Source organism: Blastococcus sp. HT6-4 (assembly GCF_039679125.1).
In the GTDB taxonomy this organism is placed as follows: Bacteria; Actinomycetota; Actinomycetes; order Mycobacteriales; family Geodermatophilaceae; genus Blastococcus; species Blastococcus montanus.
On the sequence record NZ_CP155551.1, the window covers coordinates 414,789 to 435,612 of the forward strand.

At 75.0% G+C, this 20,824-nt stretch carries 20 protein-coding genes, 2 tRNA genes and 1 other RNA gene; 17 read left to right on the top strand and 6 right to left on the bottom strand.

Annotated features, from left to right (window positions below; all coding sequences use genetic code 11):
- Position 1: 1 nt before the first annotated feature.
- From ABDB74_RS01895 to ABDB74_RS01915, 5 genes are all read left to right on the top strand, one after another.
- Positions 2-664 carry an O-methyltransferase gene (locus tag ABDB74_RS01895; protein ID WP_346621332.1) on the top strand — a complete coding sequence of 221 codons (663 nt, stop codon included), beginning with the start codon at positions 2-4 and terminating at the stop codon, positions 662-664.
- Entirely contained in the window at positions 661-1,176 is a 516-nt protein-coding gene (locus ABDB74_RS01900; protein WP_346621333.1) for a tRNA adenosine deaminase-associated protein, read from the top strand. Before ABDB74_RS01895 ends, ABDB74_RS01900 begins: the two co-directional genes overlap by 4 nt.
- Positions 1,173-1,826: an HAD-IA family hydrolase gene (locus ABDB74_RS01905; RefSeq protein ID WP_346621335.1), complete on the top strand. Its 654-nt coding sequence runs from the start codon at positions 1,173-1,175 to the stop codon at positions 1,824-1,826. The genes ABDB74_RS01900 and ABDB74_RS01905 overlap by 4 nt, the downstream gene beginning before the upstream one ends.
- Positions 1,827-1,908: 82 nt before the next feature.
- Positions 1,909-2,373: a nucleoside deaminase gene (locus ABDB74_RS01910; protein ID WP_407062149.1), complete on the top strand. Its 465-nt coding sequence runs from the start codon at positions 1,909-1,911 to the stop codon at positions 2,371-2,373.
- 10 nt (positions 2,374-2,383) lie between these two features.
- Positions 2,384-2,471 (top strand) — tRNA-Ser (locus ABDB74_RS01915).
- Between the two features lie 79 nt (positions 2,472-2,550).
- On the opposite strand, the gene ABDB74_RS01920 is transcribed toward ABDB74_RS01915, so the two are convergent.
- Both ABDB74_RS01920 and ABDB74_RS01925 read right to left on the bottom strand, forming a co-directional pair.
- Positions 2,551-4,245 (bottom strand): serine/threonine-protein kinase, encoded by a 1,695-nt coding sequence (locus ABDB74_RS01920; RefSeq protein ID WP_346621336.1) that lies wholly within the window; start codon positions 4,243-4,245, stop codon positions 2,551-2,553.
- A 20-nt stretch (positions 4,246-4,265) separates the two neighbouring features.
- Positions 4,266-4,613 carry a hypothetical protein gene (locus tag ABDB74_RS01925; protein ID WP_346621337.1) on the bottom strand — a complete coding sequence of 116 codons (348 nt, stop codon included), beginning with the start codon at positions 4,611-4,613 and terminating at the stop codon, positions 4,266-4,268.
- A 165-nt stretch (positions 4,614-4,778) separates the two neighbouring features.
- Here ABDB74_RS01925 and ABDB74_RS01930 point away from each other — a divergent pair.
- A tRNA-Ser gene (locus tag ABDB74_RS01930) sits at positions 4,779-4,863 on the top strand.
- Between the two features lie 50 nt (positions 4,864-4,913).
- On the opposite strand, the gene ABDB74_RS01935 is transcribed toward ABDB74_RS01930, so the two are convergent.
- Complete coding sequence (locus tag ABDB74_RS01935) at positions 4,914-5,879, bottom strand: EamA family transporter (RefSeq protein ID WP_346621338.1); 966 nt, start codon at positions 5,877-5,879, stop codon at positions 4,914-4,916.
- 203 nt (positions 5,880-6,082) lie between these two features.
- Here ABDB74_RS01935 and ffs point away from each other — a divergent pair.
- Positions 6,083-6,178: signal recognition particle sRNA small type (ffs, locus tag ABDB74_RS01940), an RNA gene on the top strand.
- Between the two features lie 18 nt (positions 6,179-6,196).
- Here the strand turns inward: ffs and ABDB74_RS01945 are convergent.
- Together ABDB74_RS01945 and ABDB74_RS01950 are read right to left on the bottom strand one after the other, a co-directional pair.
- Positions 6,197-7,057 carry a hypothetical protein gene (locus ABDB74_RS01945; RefSeq protein ID WP_346621339.1) on the bottom strand — a complete coding sequence of 287 codons (861 nt, stop codon included), beginning with the start codon at positions 7,055-7,057 and terminating at the stop codon, positions 6,197-6,199.
- On the bottom strand, positions 7,054-7,578 hold the full coding sequence (locus ABDB74_RS01950) for a SigE family RNA polymerase sigma factor (RefSeq protein ID WP_346621340.1): 525 nt from the start codon (positions 7,576-7,578) through the stop codon (positions 7,054-7,056). Before ABDB74_RS01950 ends, ABDB74_RS01945 begins: the two co-directional genes overlap by 4 nt.
- A gap of 153 nt (positions 7,579-7,731) precedes the next feature.
- On the opposite strand from ABDB74_RS01950, the gene ABDB74_RS01955 reads away from it, so the two are divergent.
- From ABDB74_RS01955 to ABDB74_RS01990, 8 genes are all read left to right on the top strand, one after another.
- Complete coding sequence (locus tag ABDB74_RS01955) at positions 7,732-10,065, top strand: DNA polymerase III subunit gamma and tau (protein ID WP_346621341.1); 2,334 nt, start codon at positions 7,732-7,734, stop codon at positions 10,063-10,065.
- Positions 10,066-10,118: 53 nt separating this feature from the next.
- Positions 10,119-10,466 carry a YbaB/EbfC family nucleoid-associated protein gene (locus tag ABDB74_RS01960; RefSeq protein WP_346621343.1) on the top strand — a complete coding sequence of 116 codons (348 nt, stop codon included), beginning with the start codon at positions 10,119-10,121 and terminating at the stop codon, positions 10,464-10,466.
- Between the two features lie 43 nt (positions 10,467-10,509).
- The gene (recR, locus tag ABDB74_RS01965; RefSeq protein ID WP_346621344.1) at positions 10,510-11,109 is read left to right on the top strand and encodes a recombination mediator RecR; all 600 of its coding nucleotides are present in this window, start codon (positions 10,510-10,512) and stop codon (positions 11,107-11,109) included.
- Between the two features lie 273 nt (positions 11,110-11,382).
- Positions 11,383-13,083, top strand: coding sequence for an ABC transporter substrate-binding protein (locus ABDB74_RS01970; RefSeq protein WP_346621346.1), 1,701 nt, complete (start codon positions 11,383-11,385; stop codon positions 13,081-13,083).
- Between the two features lie 121 nt (positions 13,084-13,204).
- Entirely contained in the window at positions 13,205-14,209 is a 1,005-nt protein-coding gene (locus ABDB74_RS01975; RefSeq protein WP_346621347.1) for an ABC transporter permease, read from the top strand.
- A complete protein-coding gene (locus ABDB74_RS01980) occupies positions 14,206-15,147 on the top strand; it encodes an ABC transporter permease (protein WP_346621348.1) in 942 nt (313 codons plus the stop codon). Before ABDB74_RS01975 ends, ABDB74_RS01980 begins: the two co-directional genes overlap by 4 nt.
- Before the next feature lie 5 nt (positions 15,148-15,152).
- Positions 15,153-16,217, top strand: coding sequence for an ABC transporter ATP-binding protein (locus tag ABDB74_RS01985; protein WP_346621349.1), 1,065 nt, complete (start codon positions 15,153-15,155; stop codon positions 16,215-16,217).
- Complete coding sequence (locus ABDB74_RS01990; protein WP_346621351.1) at positions 16,214-17,374, top strand: ABC transporter ATP-binding protein; 1,161 nt, start codon at positions 16,214-16,216, stop codon at positions 17,372-17,374. The genes ABDB74_RS01985 and ABDB74_RS01990 overlap by 4 nt, the downstream gene beginning before the upstream one ends.
- A 10-nt stretch (positions 17,375-17,384) precedes the next feature.
- Here the strand turns inward: ABDB74_RS01990 and ABDB74_RS01995 are convergent, their stop codons facing one another.
- Positions 17,385-17,744 carry a Rieske (2Fe-2S) protein gene (locus ABDB74_RS01995; RefSeq protein WP_346621353.1) on the bottom strand — a complete coding sequence of 120 codons (360 nt, stop codon included), beginning with the start codon at positions 17,742-17,744 and terminating at the stop codon, positions 17,385-17,387.
- 116 nt (positions 17,745-17,860) lie between these two features.
- On the opposite strand from ABDB74_RS01995, the gene ABDB74_RS02000 reads away from it, so the two are divergent.
- Entirely contained in the window at positions 17,861-19,933 is a 2,073-nt protein-coding gene (locus tag ABDB74_RS02000; RefSeq protein WP_346621354.1) for a TPM domain-containing protein, read from the top strand.
- 88 nt (positions 19,934-20,021) lie between these two features.
- Positions 20,022-20,780 (top strand): VOC family protein, encoded by a 759-nt coding sequence (locus ABDB74_RS02005; protein WP_346621355.1) that lies wholly within the window; start codon positions 20,022-20,024, stop codon positions 20,778-20,780.
- The last annotated feature ends 44 nt before the right edge of the window (positions 20,781-20,824 follow it).

The following is a 20,824-nucleotide window of genomic DNA, read 5'->3' on the forward strand; positions in this document are numbered from 1 at the left end:
CATGACGCCCCGGTCGTTCCTCCTCACCCCCGAGCTCGCCGACTACGTCCGGGCCTCCTCCGACCCGGTCGACGAGGTGATGGCCGACCTGATCCGGGAGACCGCGGAGATGGCCGACCGCGGCGAGGTCTCGGGGACGATGCAGATCGCGCCCGAGCAGGGCGTGCTCATGCGGCTGCTCACCACGGCCCTGGGCGCCCGGCGGGCGATCGAGATCGGCACCTTCACCGGGTTCTCGGCGCTGTGCATCGCCCGGGGCCTGCCCGAGGACGGCTCGCTGCTGTGCCTCGACCGCAACGAGCAGTGGACCGCCGTCGCGCGGCGCTACTGGGAACGTGCCGGGGTGGCCGGGCGGATCGAGCTGCGGATCGGGGATGCCCTGCCGACGCTGCGCTCCCTGCCGGCCGAGGAGACGTTCGACCTGGCGTTCGTCGACGCGGACAAGACCGGCTACGCGGCGTATGTCGCGGAACTGCACCCGCGGATGACGCCGAACGGCGTGGTGCTCCTGGACAACACGCTGTGGTCGGGCAGCGTGCTGGACCCGGGGGACGACTCGGACCTGGCGCTGGCCGAGCTCAACGCCGCGCTGGCCACCGACCCGCGGTGGGAGACGGTGCTGCTGCCGCTCGCCGACGGCCTGACCCTGCTCCGCAAGCGATGAGCGACGCGGCGCCCGGTGGGACGGCCGATGGGCCGGCCAGCTTCGCGGTCCGGGTCTCCCGGCTCGACGGGCGGTGGCGGGTGGAGCTGCTGGCCGCCGACGCCGGTGACGAGCTGCCGGTGCTGGAACGCGCGCTCGGGGAGCCCGGGACCGGCGGCTGGCCGCCCCCGTTCGTGCTCGTCGTGGACTCGCGGCTGTACTTCGTGGCGCTGCGCCACGGCCCCGGTGGCATGGTGCGGGCGCTGATCTCCGACGCCACGATGCTGGAGTGGGTGCTGGCCGCGGAGGTGGTCGAGCGCTACGGCATCGGCGTCGACACCGACGGCGCCTTCGACGACGACGAGACCGGCTGGCCCGGCGGCGACCTCGACATCTTCGCCGACGACGGGCTGCCCGCGGAGGAGCTGCGACCGATCGTGACCGCCGATGACCTCTGGGCCGACGAGATGGTGCACCGCATCGCCGCCCGCCTCGGCTTCGCGGACGAGCTGGCCAGGGCGGTGAGGTCGTGAGCGCGGCCGTCTCCGCGGTGATCTTCGACCTCGGCGGGGTGATCACCGAGAGCCCGATGCACGCCTTCGCCGCCTACGAGAGGGAGGCCGGGCTGCCCGAGGGCCTGATCCGGCAGCTGAACTCGACCGATCCCGACACCAACGCCTGGGCCCGGTTCGAGCGCAACGAGCTCGACGTCGCCGGTTTCTCCGCCGCCTTCGAGGCCGAGGCCGCCGCGCGAGGTCACCGGATCGAGGCGGCGCGCGTCCTCGCGGCCCTGCAGGGCGAGGTGCGACCGGCGATGGTGGCCGCGGTGCGGCGGCTGCGGGAGGCCGGGCTGCCGCTGGCCCTGCTGTCCAACAACGTCGCGCCGATGCAGCGCGCCGGCCGGCTCGGTGAGCTGCTGGGCCTGTTCGACGCGATCGTGGAGTCGTCGACCGAAGGCGTGCGCAAGCCGGAGCCGGAGATCTACCGCCGCGCGCTGGACCGGCTCTCGGATGCGGTGGGCCGGCGGATCGAGGCCACCGACTGCGCCTACCTCGACGACCTCGGCATCAACCTGAAGCCCGCCCGGGCGCTGGGTTTCTCGACGATCAAGGTCGTCGATCCCGGGGCCGCGCTCGCCGAGCTGTCGGCGCTCGTCGGCTTCCCGCTGGACGACGCCGCGTGAGCCGGGCCCGGTACCAGTTCCTCGGACAGTCGGTCTCTGCCCACCATGCTGGGCAGAGGCCGACTGCCCGGGAGACCCCGTCGTGACCCTGGACCTCGACGCCGCGATGACCCGTGCGCTGGAGCTGGCGGCCGCCGCGGAGGAGTGGGGCGACACACCGATCGGCGCCGTCGTCCTCGGGCCCGACGGTGCGGTGCTCGCCGAGGCGGCCAACGAGCGGGAGAAGCGCGGGGACCCCACGGCGCACGCGGAGGTGCTGGCGCTGCGCGCCGCCGCGCAGGTGCACGGGGACGGCTGGCGGCTCTCCGGCTGCACGCTGGTGGTGACGCTGGAGCCCTGCACCATGTGCGCCGGGGCCAGCGTGCTGTCACGGGTCGACCGGGTGGTCTACGGCGCCGACGACCCCAAGGCGGGCGCCGCGGGATCGCTGTGGGACGTGGTCCGCGATCGGCGACTCAACCACCGCCCGCAGGTCATCGGCGGCGTCCGGGCCGAGGAGTCCGGCGCGCTGCTACGTGCCTTCTTCCGCCGTCGGCGCGGCCTGTAGTCTCTTCGGCGGTGGCGTGTCCGAGCGGCCGAAGGAGCACGCCTCGAAAGCGTGTGAGGTGCAAGCCTCCGTGGGTTCAAATCCCACCGCCACCGCCAGCACGAACCGCGCCCCCGCCCTCCCGGATCCGGGAGGCCGGGGGCGTCGTCGTTCGCGGGGGCCGGGGAAGGCCGCGGATCAGCCGATCGGGCGGTCGGAGTCGAGGAGCAGCTGCCCGTCCTCCCCGACGCGGAACGTGAGCCGGTGCTCCTCCCGCTCCCGCTCGCCGTCCGGGTAGCGGTACTCGAAGTCCGCGGTCGCGGTGTTCCCGCTCTCCTCCAGGTCGACGTCGCGCACCTTGACGTCGTCGAACCCCTCCCAGAAGGACACGTAGTTCTCGAAGCTGATGCTGTCGCGCAGCGTCGGGCCGGTGCGCTCCCAGGCCGCGGCGGGGTCCTCGAGCACGAGTCGGTGGTACTCCCGCACGAAGTCGCGGACGTTCCGCTCCGACAGGGGGTCGCCGTTCCGGCCGTCGTCCTCGTCGCGGTCCTCGTCCTCGTCCTCGTCGTCAACCTCGGGCGGGGGCGGCGTGGTCGGCTCGGGCTCCGGCGCCGGCGGCTCCTCCGTGACCGGGGCCGGTTCGCTGGTCTGCGGGGCCTCGGTCACCACCGAGGGGGACGCGCCGGCCGCCGTGTCCCCGGGGTCCGGGTCGCCGGACGTGCCGAGCCACACCGCGCCCCCGCCCAGCAGGAGTGCCGCCGCCACGCCGAGGCCTGCCCAGACCCCGCGCCGACGACGGCCGTCCGGCGAGGTGCGGGGACCGCCGGAGCCCGCGGGGGCGGCCCCGCTGCCGGCCGGCCACGGGTGCCGCGCGGTGGCCGGTGGCGGCACCGGCATGCGCGCGGCCGGCGGGATCGGGGTCGGCGGGGCCTCTGATGCGGCGGCCTCGGAGCCGGCGGCCCCGGCGGCGAACACGGCGGTGCCGGCCGGCCCGGACGACGGCCGCAGGTCGGTGCGGGCCAGCAGCACGGTGGTCGTGTCGCCGCCGTGCCCGGCCGCCAGCCGGGCCAGCTCGTCGCGGACCTCGGTCATCGGCGGACGCTCGGTGGGGTCGGCGGCCAGCATGCGCAGCAGCGGGGCGGTGAGGACGCCGGCGCGCTGCGGGGGAGTGATCTGTCCGGCGGCGACCCGGTGCAGCATCCCGAGCGCGTTGTCCTCCATGCCGAACGGCGGCCGTCCCTCCAGGCAGGTGTAGAGGGTGGCGCCGAGGGAGAAGACGTCGCTGGCCTCCGTCATCTCCCGGCCCTGCGCCACCTCCGGTGCCAGGAAGGCGGGAGTGCCGGTGATCTGGCCGGTCTGGGTGAGGGTGACGTCCCCGCGGGCGTGGGAGATGCCGAAGTCGGTGATCTTCACCAGCCCCGCGACCGCGCCGCCCTGGCCGATCAGGACGTTGGCCGGCTTGACGTCCCGGTGCACGATCCCCGCCGCGTGCGTGGCGGCCAGCGCGTCGGCGACCTGCGCCCCGATCTGCCCCACCTGGTCCACCCGCAGGGGGCCGTCCTCGTCGAGGACCTCCGCCAGGCTGCGCGACGGCAGGTACTCCATGACCAGCCACGGGGCCCCGCCCTCGAGCGCCACGTCGTACACGGAGATGGCGTGTGGGTGGCTCAGCCGGGCGGCGATGCGCCCTTCGCGCAGGGCGCGCCGTCGCTGCTCGTCGATCTGCCGCTCGTCGGCACCGAGTGGGGACAGGACCTGCTTGACCGCGACCTGGCGGCCCAGCAGCTCGTCCCGGGCCAGCCACACCGTGCCCATCCCGCCGCCGCCGATCCGCGAGGCGAGCCGGTAGCGCCCCGCGATGAGCCGGCCGGGCTCGGTGGACGGACGGGTCATCGATGTTGGTGGAGAACGGCTCAGACGGTGGAGGGCACGCCGTGCCGGCGCGCGTACTCCTCCTGCGCACCCACGGGCAGGGCGTCGTAGAGCTCGCCCAGCTGGTCGTGCACCTCCGGGTCGAGGTCGTCGAAGATCCGCTGCCAGGTGGGCGCCTCGTCGTAGCTGCGGGTCAGCAGCAGCTCCCAGGCCTGCGCCTGGCGGTCGCGCTTGCTGCGCTCGGCGACGAACTCCGACAGGTACCGGTCCTTGGCCGCCGTCTTCTCCTCGGCGGTCGCGCCGGCCGGCAGCTCACCGGCGTCACCACCCCTGAGCACACCGACGATCGCCTCGACGACGTCCGGCCGCACCTCGCTGTGCTCGCTCATGTCCTGCGCCTCCTCGTCCGTGACCCGCGGTCCGGGGCCCTTCCCAGCCGGCCGTCCGGCCAACCGCTCTGCGGTGCAGGATGCCGCACGGCGGCGCGGACGGCCCGTCCGGTGGTGTCCCGGCTGACCGCGCCGACCCCGCCCGGTAGGATCGTCTCCGCACGTGGAGGATTCGCCTAGTGGCCTATGGCGCTCGCTTGGAAAGCGGGTTGGGGGCAACCCCTCGGGAGTTCGAATCTCCCATCCTCCGCAGTCCCGACAGGCCCCGGTGTCCGCACCGGGGCCTGTCGCATTCCCGGGTCAGGCGCCGGCCAACGGCGCGGGGGGCGCCGCGCGCGCCTGCCGAAGCCGGCGCGCGTAGAGCCCGGCGACGGCGGCCAGCACGAGCAGCCCGCCGGCGAGGGCCGCCGGCGCCAGCCGCTCGCCCAGGAACGCCGTCGCCAGCGCGGTCGCGGTCAGCGGCTCCAGCAGGGTCACGATCGCGGCCACCGCGCCCGGGACGCTGCGGAGCCCGGTGAAGAAGAGGCCGTAGGCCAGCGCGCTGGGCACCGCGCCCAGGTAGAGCAGCACCGCCAGCGCCACCGGGTCGCCCGTCAGGCGCAGGCCGAGCGCCAGCGCCACGGGGGTGAGCAGCGCGGCGCCCCCCGCGAAGCTGGCCAGGGTCACCGGTACCCCCGCGGGCACGCCGCCGCCGGCCAGCGTGATGACGGCGTACGCGGCGGCCGCGCCGAGCGCGGTGAGCGCGCCCACCACGACCGCCGTACCGGTGTCGGCGCCGGCGGAGACCCCGACCAGCAGGACGAGGCCGGTCAGCGCGACCACCAGGGCGACGACCGTCGCCCGGTCCGGCCGGCCGTGCCCGAGCAGCGCCGCGCCGACGGCGACCAGCAGCGGCGCGGTGCCCAGGGCCACGAGGGTGGCGATGCTCACCCCTGCCGTCGCCACGGCGGCGAAGTACGACAGCTGGTAGCACGCCATCGCGGTGCCGCAGAGCACCAGCCGGACGGTCGTGCCCCGGGTCGTCGGGACGGCGGTCGCCGCCCGCCGTCCCCGGGAGAGCAGGTGGACGGCCAGCAGGACGGCGGCGCCGATGGTCAGCCGGTGCCAGGCGATGTCGAGCGCGCCGAGGTCGGTGCGCCGGTCGACGATCGCGCCGCTGATGCCGGAGGTGCCCCAGCACAACGCCGCGAGGACGACGAGGAGGAAGCCCCGGCGGGCCGGGGCGAGGGTCCCGGGCGCGGCGCCGGCGGGTGTGCGGGTGGGCATGACGCTCCAGGTGGCGGGTTCCGGTGGGGACTCGTCCCCGGAGCACGGCTGCGCGGCGGACCGCCGACGGCGGAGGCGGGACCGGTCGCGGTGCTCCGGGTCAGGAGCGCGGCGGGGGGAGGACGCAGGCGTGCCGGGGCGTCATGCCGAGGAGGGTAGTGGGGGACCCGATCGCCCGGGGAGCGGATTCCTCTACAGTGGAGCGCGACCCCTCGCGTGGCGTCATCCTGTGAACCTCCCCAGGGCCGGAAGGCAGCAAGGATAAGCAGGCTCTGGCGGGTGCGCGGGGGGTCCTCTCCGTTTCCGCGGCCCGCCGCTCACCAGAGCGTGTCGGCCAGGCGGACCGCCGCGACCACTGCCGATGCGCCGTCGATCGGCTGGTCGGCACCGGCGGTCACCCCGAAGGTCCAGGCGCCGCTGCCGCTGCTGTCCAGCGCGAACACCGTCCACCGGGTGCTCGACCGGTCAGCGCAGACCTCGACGACGAGGCCTGGTCCCGTGGCCGACTGGACGACGGTCTGCTGGCAGCTCTCCTGGGTGGGGAGGCCCGTGGTGAACTCCTCCGCCGTCCACCCGGGGGTGAAGCCGATGCCCGCCGAGAAGTGGTCCGCCAGGCCGCCGGACGAGCTCCCCGGCGCCGACCACTCGCACGCGCCCATGTCGCCCGGCAGGGTGCCGGCCCGGTGGCTGAGCGGGATGCCGCCGAGGGCCGCCTGCAGCTCGCCGGTGTCCTCCGGGCACGGGAACGTCGCCGCCGGGGCGGTCAGGGACACGACGGCGGGCCGTGGCCCGGGCTCCTCGAGCGCCCGGGCGACGGCGGCGCCGGCTGCGTCGAGGCGCTGCTGCAGTGCGCGCTGCTCCTGCTCGGCCGCCAGCTCGGCGCGGTCCGCGTCGGCATTCCCGCCGGACGGGGGCACGACGGCCGGAGCGGAGCCGCCGCCCGGCCCGGCGACGCCACCCGGCCCGGAGGAGTCCAGGGCGCCGAGGCCGAGCGGCACGCCGATGGCCACCGCGGCGGTCACGGCGGCGGCGGCGAGGACCGCGACGCGTCCCTGCCGCTGCCGGCGGTTCCGCTCCCGGGCGTTCCGCACCAGGCCCACGACGTCGATCGGCGGAGTGCTCCGGTCGGCGAGCCGGTCCAGGCGGTCGCGGAGGGCGATCGTCTCCTGCTCGTTCACTGCAGCCTCCCGGTGGTGGGGGTGAGGTCGCCGTGTCCGGGCGCGAGCAGGACGCGGAGCGCGGCCAGCCCCTTGGTGACGTGGTTGTTGACGGTGCTGACCGAGCAGCCCATGACCGGTGCCGTCCCGGCTTCGGAGAGGTCCTCGAAGTAGCGCAGGACGACGGCGGTGCGCACCCGTGGCGAGAGCTCCATCAGCGCCCGCCGCATCTCGTCGGTGTCCGCCTGGGCCGTCTGGTGGTCGTCGGTCCAGCTGTCCGGCATCCGTTCGATCACCTGCTCGGTGTTCAGCAGGCGACGACGCCAGCTCAGGTGGCTGGTGACCATGATCCGGCGGACGTAGGCCGGCGGGTGATCGCTGCGGCGGACCTTCTCCCAGGCGCCGTAGGCGTTGGCCAGTGTGGTCTGCACCAGATCCTTCCCGTGCTGACGGTCGCCGGTGATCAGGCAGGCGGTCCTGAGCAGGGCGGCACCCCGTTCGGCGACGAACGCGGTGAACTCGTCGTCCCGCTGCTCCTTCATCCGCCCTCCCGGCGCTCGATCCACTTCCTAGGACGCCGCGGGACCGCGCCCCGACCCCACACCCTCGGGTACCGGGTCGGTAACGGGAGGGAAAAGTGCAGCCCGGTCCCGTGGTGGTCCGCGACGTCGGTGGGGCCACGTAACCTCGCCGACGTGGCACTGGCGCTCTACCGGAAGTACCGACCGGCGACCTTCGCCGAGGTGGTCGGGCAGGAGCACGTCACCACGCCCCTGATGAACGCCGTCGACAGCGGGCGGATCAACCACGCGTACCTCTTCAGCGGCCCGCGCGGGTGCGGCAAGACGTCGTCGGCGCGCATCCTGGCGCGCTCGCTGAACTGCGTGCAGGGCCCGACCTCCACCCCCTGCGGGGTCTGCGAGTCCTGCGTCGCGCTGGCCCCCGACGGCCCGGGGTCGCTGGACGTCATGGAGATCGACGCGGCCAGCCACGGTGGTGTCGACGACGCCCGCGACCTGCGCGAGCGCGCGTTCTTCGCGCCGGTGAACAGCCGCTACAAGGTCTACATCGTCGACGAGGCGCACATGGTGACCACGCAGGGCTTCAACGCCCTGCTCAAGGTGGTCGAGGAGCCGCCGGACTTCCTGGTCTTCGTCTTCGCCACCACCGAGCCGGAGAAGGTCCTCCCGACCATCCGCTCGCGCACCCACCACTACCCGTTCCGGCTCGTGCCGCCCACGACGCTGCGCACGCTGCTGGAGAAGACCTGCGCCGCCGAGGGCGTGCAGGTGGAGCCCACGGTGTTCCCGCTCGTCGTCCGGGCCGGCGGCGGCTCGGTGCGCGACTCGCTGTCGATCCTCGACCAGCTGCTGGCCGGCGCCGGGCCGGAGGGCGTCACCTACCGGAGCGCCGTCGGCCTGCTCGGCGTCACCGACGACGCGCTGCTCGACGAGACCATCGACGCGCTGGCCGCCTCCGACGCGCCGGGTGTCTTCCGCGCGGTCGACCGGGTGGTCGAGGCCGGCCACGACCCGCGCCGCTTCGCCACCGACCTGCTCGACCGGCTGCGCGACCTGATCGTGCTGGACGCCGTGCCCGACGCCGGCGGCAACGGGCTGCTCGACTGCCCGCCCGACCGGCTGGACCTGATGAACCAGCAGGCGCAGGCGCTCGGCTCGGCGACCTTGTCGCGCATGGCCGACACGGTGCACGAGGGGCTCACCGAGATGCGGGGGACGACGGCTCCGCGGCTGCTGCTCGAGCTGGTCTGCGCCCGCATGCTCCTGCCGGCCACCGAGGGCTCGACCGCGGCGACCCTGCAGCGCCTGGAGCGGCTCGAGCGGCGGATGTCGATCGCCGGCGAGCACGCGGGCCGGCCGGCCGACGCCGGCCACCGCGAGGCGCCGGTCGCCGAGGCTCCGCCCCGCGAGGTCGCGGCCGCACCGGTGCCGCCGGCACCGGCGCCCGGCCCGGGGACGGAGACCGCGGCCCGGCGCGAGTTCGTCCGCAGGTCGCAGGCGCAGGCCCGCCCGGAGGCGCCCGCCCGGGCCGGCGCGCCGGCGCCCGCCGCCCCCGGGGAGCCCGCCGCCGCGCCCGCGCCCGCCCCGGTCCCGTCCACCCCGCCCGCACCCGCGGCCGCGCCGGTGGCGGCGACACCTGCCCCCGCCTCCGACGACTGGCCGGAGACGGCCCGGCCCGGGGCCGGGAACCGCGCCGCGCCGCCGGCGCCGGCCCCGGCCGGCGAGTGGCCGGAGACGGCGCGGCCGGGGAACCCGCCCGCACCCGCACCCGCACCGGCCGCGGGCCCGCCCGCGTCCGCCGGGCGGCACCCGCAGGAGACGGTGGGCGAACCGGACATCCCCCTGCCCCCCGAGCCGACCGACGACGAGGAGTGGCCGCACCCGGCGCAGCCCGCCGCCGTCCGGGCCGCGGCCACCCGGGTCGAGCAGCCACGCCCGCCGGCGTCCCCGCCCCGCGCGGCCGCGGAGTCCGCCCCGGCACCCCGCGGGGGCGAGCCCACCCCGGTCGTGTCCGCCAACCCGCCCGAGGCCGCGCCGGACGGCGAGCTGACCACCGCCGACGTCCGCCGGGTGTGGCCGGAGCTGCTGTCCGTCGTCAAGAAGCACAAGCGCACCACCGAGGCGCTGCTGAAGAACGCCCAGGTGCACGGGCTCTCCAACGGCGTGCTCACGCTGTCGACGCCGTCACCGGCACTGGCCCGGCGGCTCGGCGACGACCTCAACAAGGACGTCGTCCGCGCCGCGCTCAACGAGCTGCTGGGCGTGCGCTGGCGGGTCGACGCCGTGGTCGAGGGCGCCGGTCCGGCGGCCGGGCCGGAGGTGACCCCGGAGGTGGCGCGGGAGGCCGCGCGGGCCGCCGAGGCGGCCGAGGCGCGCGAGCTCATGGCCGAGCGGGCGGCGGAGGGGTCCACCGGCGGCGACCAGCCCCCCGAGCCCGCCGTCGACCAGGAGCAGGCGGCGCTGCAGCTGCTGCGGGCTCAGCTGGGCGCCCGGCCGGTCGACGGCTGACGTCGCGCGACGGCGTGCCGTCACCTGTCGCACCGGCGGCCTACTCTCGTGGCATGTTCCCCGGAGGCCAGCAGCCCGACCTGTCGCAGCTCATGAAGCAGGCGCAGCAGATGCAGCAGCAGCTCGCCGCCGCCCAGCAGGAGCTGGCGGCCACGGAGGTGACCGGCACCGCCGGCGGCAACCTGGTGTCGGCCACGATGACCGGCGACGGCGATCTGACCGCGCTCACGATCGCGCCGGCCGCGGTCGACCCCGACGACCTGGAGACCCTGCAGGACCTGGTGGTCGCCGCCGTCCGCGACGCCAAGCGGGCGGCCGACGAGCTGACCGCCAGCCGCATGGGCCCGCTGGCCGGGGGCCTCGGCGGTCCCGGCGGCGGCCTGGGGCTGCCCGGCCTCTGATCGGGCGCGCCCGCCCGATCCACTTCGCAACTCGAGGAGCACCGTGTACGAGGGTGCCGTCCAGGACCTGATCGACGAGCTCGGCCGCCTGCCCGGCGTCGGGCCGAAGAGCGCCCAGCGCATCGCGTTCCACCTGCTGTCGTCGGAGTCCGCCGACGTCAGCCGGCTGGTCGCCGCCCTGACCCGGGTGCAGGAGTCGGTCCGGTTCTGCGTGACCTGCTACAACGTCGCCGAGGCCGAGCAGTGCAGGATCTGCCGCGACGTGCGCCGCTCGGACGACGTGCTGTGCGTCGTGGAGGAGCCCAAGGACGTCGTGGCCATCGAGCGCACCCGTGAGTTCCGCGGCCGCTACCACGTGCTCGGCGGGGCGATCAGCCCGATCGACGGCGTGGGCCCCGACGACCTGCGGGTCAAGGAGCTGATGACCCGGCTGATGGACGGCCAGGTCACCGAGCTGATCATCGCGACCGACCCGAACCTCGAGGGGGAGGCGACGGCGGCATACCTCGCGCGGCTCGTCGGCCCGATGGGGCTCACCGTCTCGCGGCTGGCCAGTGGGCTGCCCGTGGGCGGGGACCTCGAGTACGCCGACGAGGTCACGCTGGGCCGGGCCTTCGAGGGCCGCCGCCGCATCGAGGCCTGACCGCGCCGCCGGGCGGTGATCTGGCCCGGCGCCAGCACCTGGTGCAGCGGCGGACGGGCGCCGGCGTCGGGCGTGACGGAGTACCCGCGTGCACCCCTCCGGCACTCAGCGTCGCGAAAGGTCACGAGATGATGTCGATCACCAGGTGACCGGCGCCGGTACACCGCGGTGGTCCTAGTGTCGCGGCACGCGCCGGCGGACGATCGTTCGTCCCAGGCGGCCCCGTCCGGAGCACGTCCGGCCCCCGAGGGTCGAGAAGGCAGGTCTTCCGCGATGTCACGTCGTGCCACTCGTGCGCTCGCCGCCAGTGCGGCCGCACTCACAGCAGTAACCCTGTCGGCCTGCGCCTCCAGCGACCGGGACGGCGAGGGCGGCGACCCCGCCGCCGAGGCGTCCGGTGGCACGCTGGTCTTCGGCGCCGCCGGCGACCCGGCGATGTTCGACCCGGCGTTCGCCAGCGACGGCGAGACGTTCCGCATCGCCCGCCAGATCCACGAGGGCCTGCTGACCACGTCCGCGGGCGGTACCGAACTCGAGCCGGCCCTGGCCGAGGACTGGGAGGTGACCGAGGACGGCCTCGAGTACACCTTCGACCTGCGCGAGGGCGTGACGTTCCACGACGGCACCGACTTCAACGCCGAGGCGGTCTGCTTCAACTTCGACCGCTGGCACAACTTCGAGGGCCTGGCCCAGAGCCCCAGCGCGACGTACTACTACCAGGCGGTCTTCGGCGGATTCGCCGACAGCCCCGACCCGGGCATCTACGAGGGCTGCGAGGCCGTCGACGAGAACACCGCCGTCATCACGCTCAACCGGGTGACCAGCAAGATCCCGGCCGCCCTGTCGCTGCCGGCGTTCTCCATCCAGAGCCCGACGGCCCTGCAGGAGTACGACGCCGACAACCTGGCCGGCAGCGAGGACGCGATCACCTACACCGAGTACGCCCTCGAGCACCCGACCGGCACCGGACCGTTCACGTTCGAGAACTGGGACCGTGGCAACGGCGAGGTCACCATCGTCCGCAACGAGGACTACTGGGGCGAGCCGGCCAAGCTCGACAGGATCATCTTCCGCACCATCCCCGAGGGGAACACCCGCCGGCAGGAGCTCCAGGCCGGCACGATCGACGGCTACGACTTCGTCTCGCCGGCCGACTACCAGACCCTCGAGGACGACGGCTTCCAGGTCCTGGTGCGCGATCCGTTCAACATCCTCTACCTGGGCTTCAACCACGGGAACGTGGAGGGCACCAACGCCAACCCGGCGCTGCAGGACGAGCGGGTGCGCCAGGCCGTCGCCCACGCGATCAACCGCGAGGAGATCGTGACCTCGCTGCTCCCCGAGGGCGCCGAGGTGGCGATCAACTTCATGCCTCCCACGGTCGACGGCTGGACCGAGGACGTGCGGACCTACGAGTACGACCCGGAGCGGGCCCGGCAGCTGCTGGAGGAGGCCGGCGCGGCCGGTACCACGCTGCGGTTCTACTACCCGACCGACGTCAGCCGGCCGTACCTGCCGGACCCGGCCGCGATGTTCCAGGTCATCGCCGAGGACCTGCGTGAGGTCGGCCTGACCATCGAGCCGGTCGCGCTGCAGTGGAACCCGGACTACCTGCAGGCCGTGCAGTCGGGCCAGGCCGACATCCACCTGCTCGGCTGGACCGGTGACTACAACGACGCCTACAACTTCATCGGCACGTTCTTCGCCGAGGACCAGAACAACCAGGCGTCCGCGGAGTTCGGCGCGTTCAGCGCCCCGGAGATCTTCGAGGCGCTGGCGCAGGCCGACGCCGCGCCGGACCCGGCCGACCGGATCGAGCTCTACCAGGAGGCGAACCGGCTGATCAAGGAGTTCCTGCCGGCGGTGCCGATCTCGCACTCGCCCCCGGCGCTGGTCGTGGCCGAGAACGTGCAGGGCCTGGAGCCCAGCCCGCTGACGGCGGAGGACTTCTCGACGGTGACCCTGGAGGACTGAGTCCCTTCCGTGTCGACCGCGCCGGTGGTGGCAGGCAGGATCGCCACCACCGGCGCGGTCCCCGGTACGCGGTAGGACAGCGGACCCCGGCAGGGGAGTCCGGAAAGGCTGGTCCGAGCACGTGCTCCGCTTCATCGTCCGGCGGCTGTTCCAGCTGATCCCGATCCTGCTGGGGCTCTCCGTCCTCCTCTTCGCCTGGTTGCGCGCACTGCCCGGCGGTCCCGCGCAGGCGGCCCTCGGCGAGCGGGCCACCCCGGAGGCGATCGCCCAGTACAACGAGCTGTTCGGCCTCGACGAGCCGCTCTACGTGCAGTACTTCCGCTTCCTGGGCCGCGCCCTCACGCTCGACTTCGGCAACTCCACCCAGTACGGGCGGCCGGTCACCGAGGTCTTCCTCGAGCGGTTCCCCGGCACGATCGAGCTGACCCTGCTCGCGATGGTCTTCGCGATCGGGGTGGGCATCCCCATGGGCTACGTCGCCGCCCGCCGGCACGGCAGCTTCCTCGACTCCGCCTCGGTCGTCGGGTCGCTGGTGGGCGTGGCGATCCCGGTCTTCTTCCTCGCCTACCTGCTGCGCCTGCTGTTCGCCGTCGAGCTCGGCTGGCTGCCCGGATCGGGCCGGCAGGACGTGCGGATCGACGCCACCCGCATCACCAACTTCTACGTCCTGGACGGGCTCCTCACCCGGGAGTGGGACGCGGCCTGGGACGCCCTCCTCCACCTGGTCCTGCCGGCCATCGCGCTGGGCACGATCCCGCTGGCGATCATCGTGCGGATCACGCGGGCGTCGGTGCTCGACGTCGTCAACGAGGACTACGTCCGGACGGCGAACGCCAAGGGTCTGGCGACGGCGACGGTGCGCCGCCGGCACGTCGTCCGCAACGCCCTCCTGCCGGTGTCGACGACGATCGGCCTGCAGACCGGCCTGCTGCTGTCCGGCGCGGTGCTCACCGAGACCGTCTTCGCCTTCGGCGGGGTGGGACTGACCCTCCGGGATGCGATCACCTACCGCGACTTCGCCGTCCTGCAGGGCTTCATCCTCATGCTCGCGGTGGTCTACGTGCTGGTGAACCTGCTGGTCGACATCTCCTACGGCCTGCTGGACCCGCGGGTGAGGGTCCGATGACCGCGCTGGGCGAGGTGAAGAGGCAGCGGATCGACGAGCTCGCCGCCCGCGCCGGCCAGCTCCCCGAGGGCGAGGGCGGCCTGTCGCTGACCCGCAGCGCCGTCCGGCGGCTGCGCCGGGACCCCGTGGCGATCACCGGCGCGGTCATCGTGGTCGTGTTCATCGTCGTCGCGGCGTTCGCGCCGTGGCTGGCCCCCAAGGACCCGACCGCCCAGTACCTGCTGTCGGAGATCCGGCCCGGCCAGATCCCCGGCGCGCGGGAAGGCTTCCCCCTCGGGGTCGACAACCTCGGGCGGGACCTGCTGTCCCGGCTGATCTACGGCTCGCGGCAGTCGCTGCTCATCGGCGTGGTCTCCACCGTGCTGGGGCTGGTGGTCGGCATGTCCCTGGGCGTGCTGGCCGGCGCCTTCGGCGGCTGGGTCGACACCGTGGTGATGCGGTTCGTCGACATCATCCTGTCCATCCCAGGCCTGCTGATGGCGATCACCATCTCGGTGCTGCTGGGCCAGAACCAGTACGCGCTGATGATCGCCATCGCCGTCGTCCAGGTGCCGGTGTTCGCCCGGCTGCTGCGCGGGTCGATGCTGGCCCAGCGGGGCAGCGACTACGCCGTGGCCGCCCAGGCGCTCGGCGTGAAGAAGGCGCGGATCGTCTTCGGGCACGTGCTGCCCAACTCGCTGTCGCCCGTCATCGTCCAGGCGACGCTCTCCCTGGCGACCGCCATCATCGAGGCGGCGGCCCTCTCGTACCTGGGCCTGGGGGATCCCGACATCGCGCGCCCCGAGTGGGGGGCGATGCTCGCCAACGCCCAGGACTTCCTGTCCATCCGCCCGGCCCTGGCCGTGTGGCCGGCGATGTGCATCATCGTCGTCGCGCTCGGCTTCACGCTGCTCGGCGAACGCCTGCGCGAGGCCCTCGACCCGAAGTTCCGGAGGTGAGCACGGTGACCCGGACGGGCAGTGCGTCCGCGGGCGGCCTGGCCGCCCCGGTGCTCGAGGTGGAGGACCTCGCCGTGGCGTTCGTCCGCCGCGGTGAGCAGCCGACCCGTGCCGTGGACGGCGTCAGCTTCTCCGTCGCCCCCGGCGAGACCATCGGCCTGGTGGGGGAGTCCGGCTGCGGCAAGTCGGTCACCTCGCTCGCCGTCATGGGCCTGCTGCCGCGGCGCGGCGTCCAGGTGACCGGGTCGGTGCGCCTGGACGGGCAGGAGCTGATCGGCGCCTCGGACCGGGTGCTGCGGAGCCTGCGCGGCGCGGACATGGGGATGGTCTTCCAGGACCCGCTGTCCTCGCTCAACCCGACCGTCCCGATCGGCACGCAGGTGACGGAGGTGCTGCTGGAGCACCGGGAGATGACCAAGGCGGAGGCGCGCGAGGAGGCCACCCGGCTCCTGGACCGGGTGGGGATCCCCGATCCCGCCCGCCGGCTGAAGGAGTACCCCCACCAGCTGTCCGGCGGGATGCGCCAGCGGGCGCTCATCGCCATGTCCCTGGCCTGCTCGCCGCGGCTGCTGATCGCCGACGAGCCGACGACGGCGCTGGACGTGACGATCCAGGCGCAGATCCTGGAGCTGCTCCGGGAGCTCGTCGTCGACTCCGGCACGGCGCTGGTGATGATCACCCACGACCTGGGCGTCGTCGCCGGGCTCTGCGACCGGGTGCACGTCATGTACGCGGGCAAGGTCATCGAGACCGCCGACCGGCACGACCTGTTCGCCCGCCCCCGCCAGCCCTACACCGGCGGGCTGCTGGCCTCGGTGCCCCGGCTCGACTCCGGCCGTGGCACCCCGCTCACGCCGATCCGTGGCTCCGCCCGCGACGCCATCCCGTGGGCGGAGGGCTGCGCCTTCGCGCCGCGCTGCGACAACGCCCAGGACGACTGCCTGACCGAGGTGTCGGGCAGCACCATCCCGCTGGAGTACGACGGCCCCGGCCGGGAGCTGCGCTGCCGGCACCCCCTCGAGCACTCGTCGCCGGCGACCGGCGCGACCGCCTCCGGAGCGTCCCGGTGACCGCCGTCCCGACGTCCACCGGCCCGGACGAGCTGCTGCGGGTCGAGGGCCTCAAGGTGCACTTCCCGATCAAGGCCGGGGTCTTCTTCGACCGCACCGTCGGGCACGTCCAGGCCGTCGACGGCGTCGATCTCGTCGTCCCGCGCGGGGCCACCTACGGGCTGGTCGGGGAGTCCGGCTGCGGCAAGTCCACGCTGGGCCGGGCCATCCTGCGGCTGGTCGAGCCCACGGCCGGACGGGTGCTGTTCGACGGCACCGACGTCGCCGCGCTCAAGGGCGAGCCGCTGCGGCACATGCGCCAGCGCATGCAGATGGTGTTCCAGGACCCGATGGGCAGCCTCGACCCGCGGCAGAACGTGGAGTCGCTGCTCGCGGAGCCGCTGCACGCCCACGGCCTCGCCGGCGGCAAGGCGGGCATCGCCGAGAAGATCCGGACCCTGCTCGACGCCGTCGGGCTGCCCGCCGCGGCGCTGCGCCGCTATCCGCACGAGTTCTCCGGCGGCCAGCGGCAGCGCATCGGCATCGCGCGCGCCGTCGCGCTCGAGCCGGACCTGCTGATCGCCGACGAGCCGGTGTCCGCGCTCGACGTGTCGGTGCAGGCGCAGGTGCTCAACCTGCTCGAGGAGCTCCAGCAGCGGCTGGGCCTCACCTACCTGGTCATCGCCCACGACCTGGCGGTGGTGCGGCACATCAGCGACGTCGTCGGGGTCATGTACCTCGGCTCGCTGGTGGAGCAGGCCCCGGCCGACGACCTCTACGAGCAACCGCTGCACCCCTACACGCGGGCGCTGATGAGCGCCGTCCCGGTGCCGGACCCGGTCGTGGAGGAGACGCGGGAGCGGATCCTGCTCGCCGGTGACCTCCCGTCGCCGGCCGATCCGCCCAGCGGCTGCCGGTTCCACACCCGCTGCCCGTGGCGGCAGGAGACCCGGTGCGACGACGAGGTGCCGGTGCTGCGCGAGCTGGCTCCCGGGCGGCTGGTGAGCTGCCACTGGGCCGAGGAGATCCGCGACGGTCTCCTGCGACCGCGCTCGCCGGAGGAGGCGCTGCAGGCCGGCGCCGCCACCCGGCGGGCACCGGACGGCGGTCCGGGCGACGACGACCCGACCCCGTTCCTCGGCCGGGACCGTCCGCTGCCGCGCAACACCTACGGATGACCGGCGCCGGTCACTCCAGGACGACGTCGTCGTCCCGGCGGACCGCCCGGCGGACCCGCAGCCGGGCGATGCTGCCCACCAGCCGGACCAGGCCGCTGTAGACGGGCGTGGGGCCGTGGTAGCCGAGGAACCCGCGGGGCCCGTCGACCATCTCGCCGGTGCGCACGTCGTAGCGGCTCTGGTGCCAGGGACAGACCAGGCAGCCGTCGGCGTCGAGGGTGCCCTCGGCGAGGTCGGCCAGCTGGTGGCGGCACCGCCGGGAGACGGCGAAGTACCTCTCGTCGCCGCGGTTGCCCACCGCCCAGCCGCCGGCGCGGCGGACCGTCCCCGGTGGCAGCGCGGCGGCGGGGACGGAGTCGGGCTCGGACACGGGGCCTCCTCGCGGCGAGGTAGTGGCGGGTCGCCCCTACCCGCGGCGGCCGGGCCGGACCCGTTCCGCGTCGGTAGGGTCGCTGCGGAACGAGTCCGCCCCTCCTGGAGGTGTCCGTGCGCCGGCTGTGCGTCGTCCTGGGGGTGCTCGCCGTCCTGCTGCTCGTCGGCGGCCCGGCGTACGCGGTGCCGCCGTTCCGGCTCCCGGAGCAGGTCGTCGACGAGGTCGGCGCCCTGGAGGGCAGCACGGCGCAGGTCGAGGAGACCCTCGACGAGCTGCGGGCGGACACCGGCACCGATCTGTACGTCGTCTTCGTCTCGAGCTTCGACGGCGCGGACCGCAGGGACTGGGCGCAGGCCACGGCGGAACTGAGCCAGCTCTCCGCGGAGGACGCGCTGCTCGCCGTGGCCGTGGGGGACGGGGAGTACGCGTTCGTGCCACCCGTGGACGCCCCGCTGCCCGTGCAGGAGATCGAGCAGCGCGCGGAGACCGAGGTGGCACCGCTGTTCGGCGCCGGGAACTGGGCCGGGGGCGTGGCCGCCTTCGCCGACCTGCTGCGGGAGGGGTCGGCGGCGGCCGGCGAGCCCGGGGACGCGGCCTCGGACGGCGGCTCCGGCGGGGCGGGACCGCTGCTGGTGCTCGGTGGCATCGCGGTGGTCGGCGGCGGCCTCTACCTGGCGAGCCGGTCCCGCCGGAACCACGGCGGAGCGCTGCCACCCGGCCGGCGGCGCCCCGAGCCCGACCCGTACGAGGGCGTCCCCACCGCCGAACTCCAGGGGCGCGCCAGCGAGGCCCTGCTCGAGCTCGACGAGGCCGTGAAGACCTCGCAGCTCGACCTCGACTTCGCCCGCTCGCAGTACGGCGAGGACGCCGTCGCCGGGTTCGGCGCCGCGCTCGCGCAGTCCCGGGCCGAGGTGTCCCGGGCCTTCACGCTGCGCCAGCAGCTCGACGACGACGTCCCGGAGGACGAGCCCACCACCCGCCGGATGCTCGCGGAGATCCTCGCGCTGACCCAGGCCGCCGACGCGCGGCTGGACGAGCAGAGCGAGGCCTTCCAGCGGCTGCGCGACCTCGAGCGGACGGCGCCGCAGGTGCTGGACGGGCTGGAGCCGCGGCTGGCCGGGCTGCGCGAGCGGATCCCGCAGGAGGAGCAGCGGCTGGCCGCTTACCGGGGCCGGTACGCGGCCTCGGCGTCCGCCCCCGTGGCGGACAACGTGGACCAGGCCCGGGCCCGGCTGGCCGCCGCCGAGCAGGAGGTCCGGGAGGCGCGGGACGCGCTGGCCGAGGGGCGCAGCGGCGACGCGGTCGGGGACATCCGGGCGGCCGAGGACGCGGTGGCGCAGACCGGCACGCTGCTGGACGCCGTCGGGCGGCTCGCCGCCGATCTCGACTCCGCCGCGGGCCGGGTCGCGGACGCACGGGCGGAGACCGAGAAGGACCTCGCCGAGGCCCGCGCGCTGGTCGCCGCCGGCGACCGCTCGGGCCTGGCCCCGCAGATCGCCCGGGCCGAGTCGGCGCTCGCCGCCTGCGACGCCGCGCTGCACCCGGCCGACGGCACCCCGGCCGATCCGCTGGCCGCGCTCCGGCAGCTCGAGGACGCCGACGTCGCCCTCGAGGAGGCGCTCTCCGCGGCCCGCGACGCGCACACCCAGGCCCGCCGGGCCGCGGCGGCGCTGGACCAGGCGCTGCTCAACGCGCGCTCGGCGGTGGCCGCGGCGGCGGACTTCGTCGACACCCGCCGCGGCGCAGTGGGGCCCGAGGCCCGCACCCGGCTGGCCGAGGCGCAGCGGCACCTGGAGGCCGCCGTCGACCTGGGCCGGACCGACCCGGTGAGCGCGCTGCGGGAGGCCCACCAGGCGGGGATGCTGGCCCAGCACGCCCTGGACCTCGCCCAGGACGACGTCGGCCGGTGGAACTCCGGCTACGGGCCGGGTGGGTTCGGCGGCGGCTACGGCGGCGGGTACCGGCGCGGCGGCGTGGACCTCGGCAGCCTCGTGCTGGGCGGCATCCTCCTGGGCGGCGGCGGTGGTCGCGGCCGCGTGGGCGGCTTCGGCGGCAGTTTCGGAGGTGGCGGCGGCTTCGGTGGGCGGGCCGGCGGTGGGTCGTTCGGCGGCCGCGCCGGCGGTGGGTCGTTCGGCGGGGTCGGTGGTGGCTCGTTCGGCGGCGGGGCCGGCGGCGGGCGGTTCTGAGCCCGGCCGGTCGCGGGGCGCCGCGGGCGACCCGAACTGTCGGCCCCCGGTGGGACGGTGACCTCCCCCACAACAGGAGGAGGCAACCATGCCCACGCGAGACACCCCCTGGCCCGCCGGCACGCCCTGCTGGGTCGACTACGGCGCGGCCGACCTGGCGGCGGCGCGGGAGTTCTACACCGCCCTGCTCGGCTGGGAGTACACCGGCGGCGACCCCGAGTTCGGCGGCTACCTGAACGCCGAGAAGGACGGGCGGCAGGTGGCCGGCCTGGGTCCGCAGATGGACGAGGCCGGACAGCCCGGCTGGACCACCTACTTCGCCACCGACGACGCCTACGCCACCGCGGCCCGGATCCGGGAGGCCGGGGGCACGGTCGTGGTCGAGCCGATGGAGATCGGCCCGATGGGGCGGATGGTGGTCGCGCTCGATCCGCAGGGCAACGCGTTCGGGCTGTGGCAGGCCGGCGAGCACACCGGCGTGCAGCGGTACAACGAGCCCGGCTCGCTGGTCTGGAACGAGGCGGCGGTCGACGACCCGGCGGCCGCCCGGGAGTTCTACGGCTCGGTCTTCGGCTTCCGGTTCGAGGAGATCCCCGGCGGCGAGGGGTACACGACCTTCGGCACCGGCGGTGACCCGCTGGGCGGGCTCGGCGCCCGCCAGCCCGGGCTGCCGACGGGCTGGACGACCTGCTTCGCGGTGGCCTCCACCGACGACGCGGTGGCCACCGTCGAGGCCCGCGGCGGCAAGGTCACGATGGCGCCGACGGACACCGAGTACGGCCGGTTCGCCGTGGCCGAGGACCCGTGGGGCGCCGGGTTCTCGGTGATGCAGGTGCCCACCGCCTGACGCCTCCGGCCGGCGCGAACGGGGCGCGCCGGTCCGGCGTCCGG

What these genes read in the sequence shown, in the direction of transcription:
- ABDB74_RS01925 (WP_346621337.1), bottom strand. Translation starts at nt 4,613, where the DNA reads ATGAGCGAGCACAGCGAGGTGCGGCCGGACGTCGTCGAGGCGATCGTC.
- ABDB74_RS01960 (WP_346621343.1), top strand. Translation starts at nt 10,119, where the DNA reads ATGTTCCCCGGAGGCCAGCAGCCCGACCTGTCGCAGCTCATGAAGCAG.
- ABDB74_RS01970 (WP_346621346.1), top strand. Translation starts at nt 11,383, where the DNA reads ATGTCACGTCGTGCCACTCGTGCGCTCGCCGCCAGTGCGGCCGCACTC.
- ABDB74_RS01935 (WP_346621338.1), bottom strand. Translation starts at nt 5,879, where the DNA reads ATGCCCACCCGCACACCCGCCGGCGCCGCGCCCGGGACCCTCGCCCCG.
- ABDB74_RS01895 (WP_346621332.1), top strand. Translation starts at nt 2, where the DNA reads ATGACGCCCCGGTCGTTCCTCCTCACCCCCGAGCTCGCCGACTACGTC.
- ABDB74_RS01980 (WP_346621348.1), top strand. Translation starts at nt 14,206, where the DNA reads ATGACCGCGCTGGGCGAGGTGAAGAGGCAGCGGATCGACGAGCTCGCC.
- ABDB74_RS01950 (WP_346621340.1), bottom strand. Translation starts at nt 7,578, where the DNA reads ATGAAGGAGCAGCGGGACGACGAGTTCACCGCGTTCGTCGCCGAACGG.
- ABDB74_RS01920 (WP_346621336.1), bottom strand. Translation starts at nt 4,245, where the DNA reads ATGACCCGTCCGTCCACCGAGCCCGGCCGGCTCATCGCGGGGCGCTAC.
- ABDB74_RS02005 (WP_346621355.1), top strand. Translation starts at nt 20,022, where the DNA reads ATGCCCACGCGAGACACCCCCTGGCCCGCCGGCACGCCCTGCTGGGTC.
- ABDB74_RS01900 (WP_346621333.1), top strand. Translation starts at nt 661, where the DNA reads ATGAGCGACGCGGCGCCCGGTGGGACGGCCGATGGGCCGGCCAGCTTC.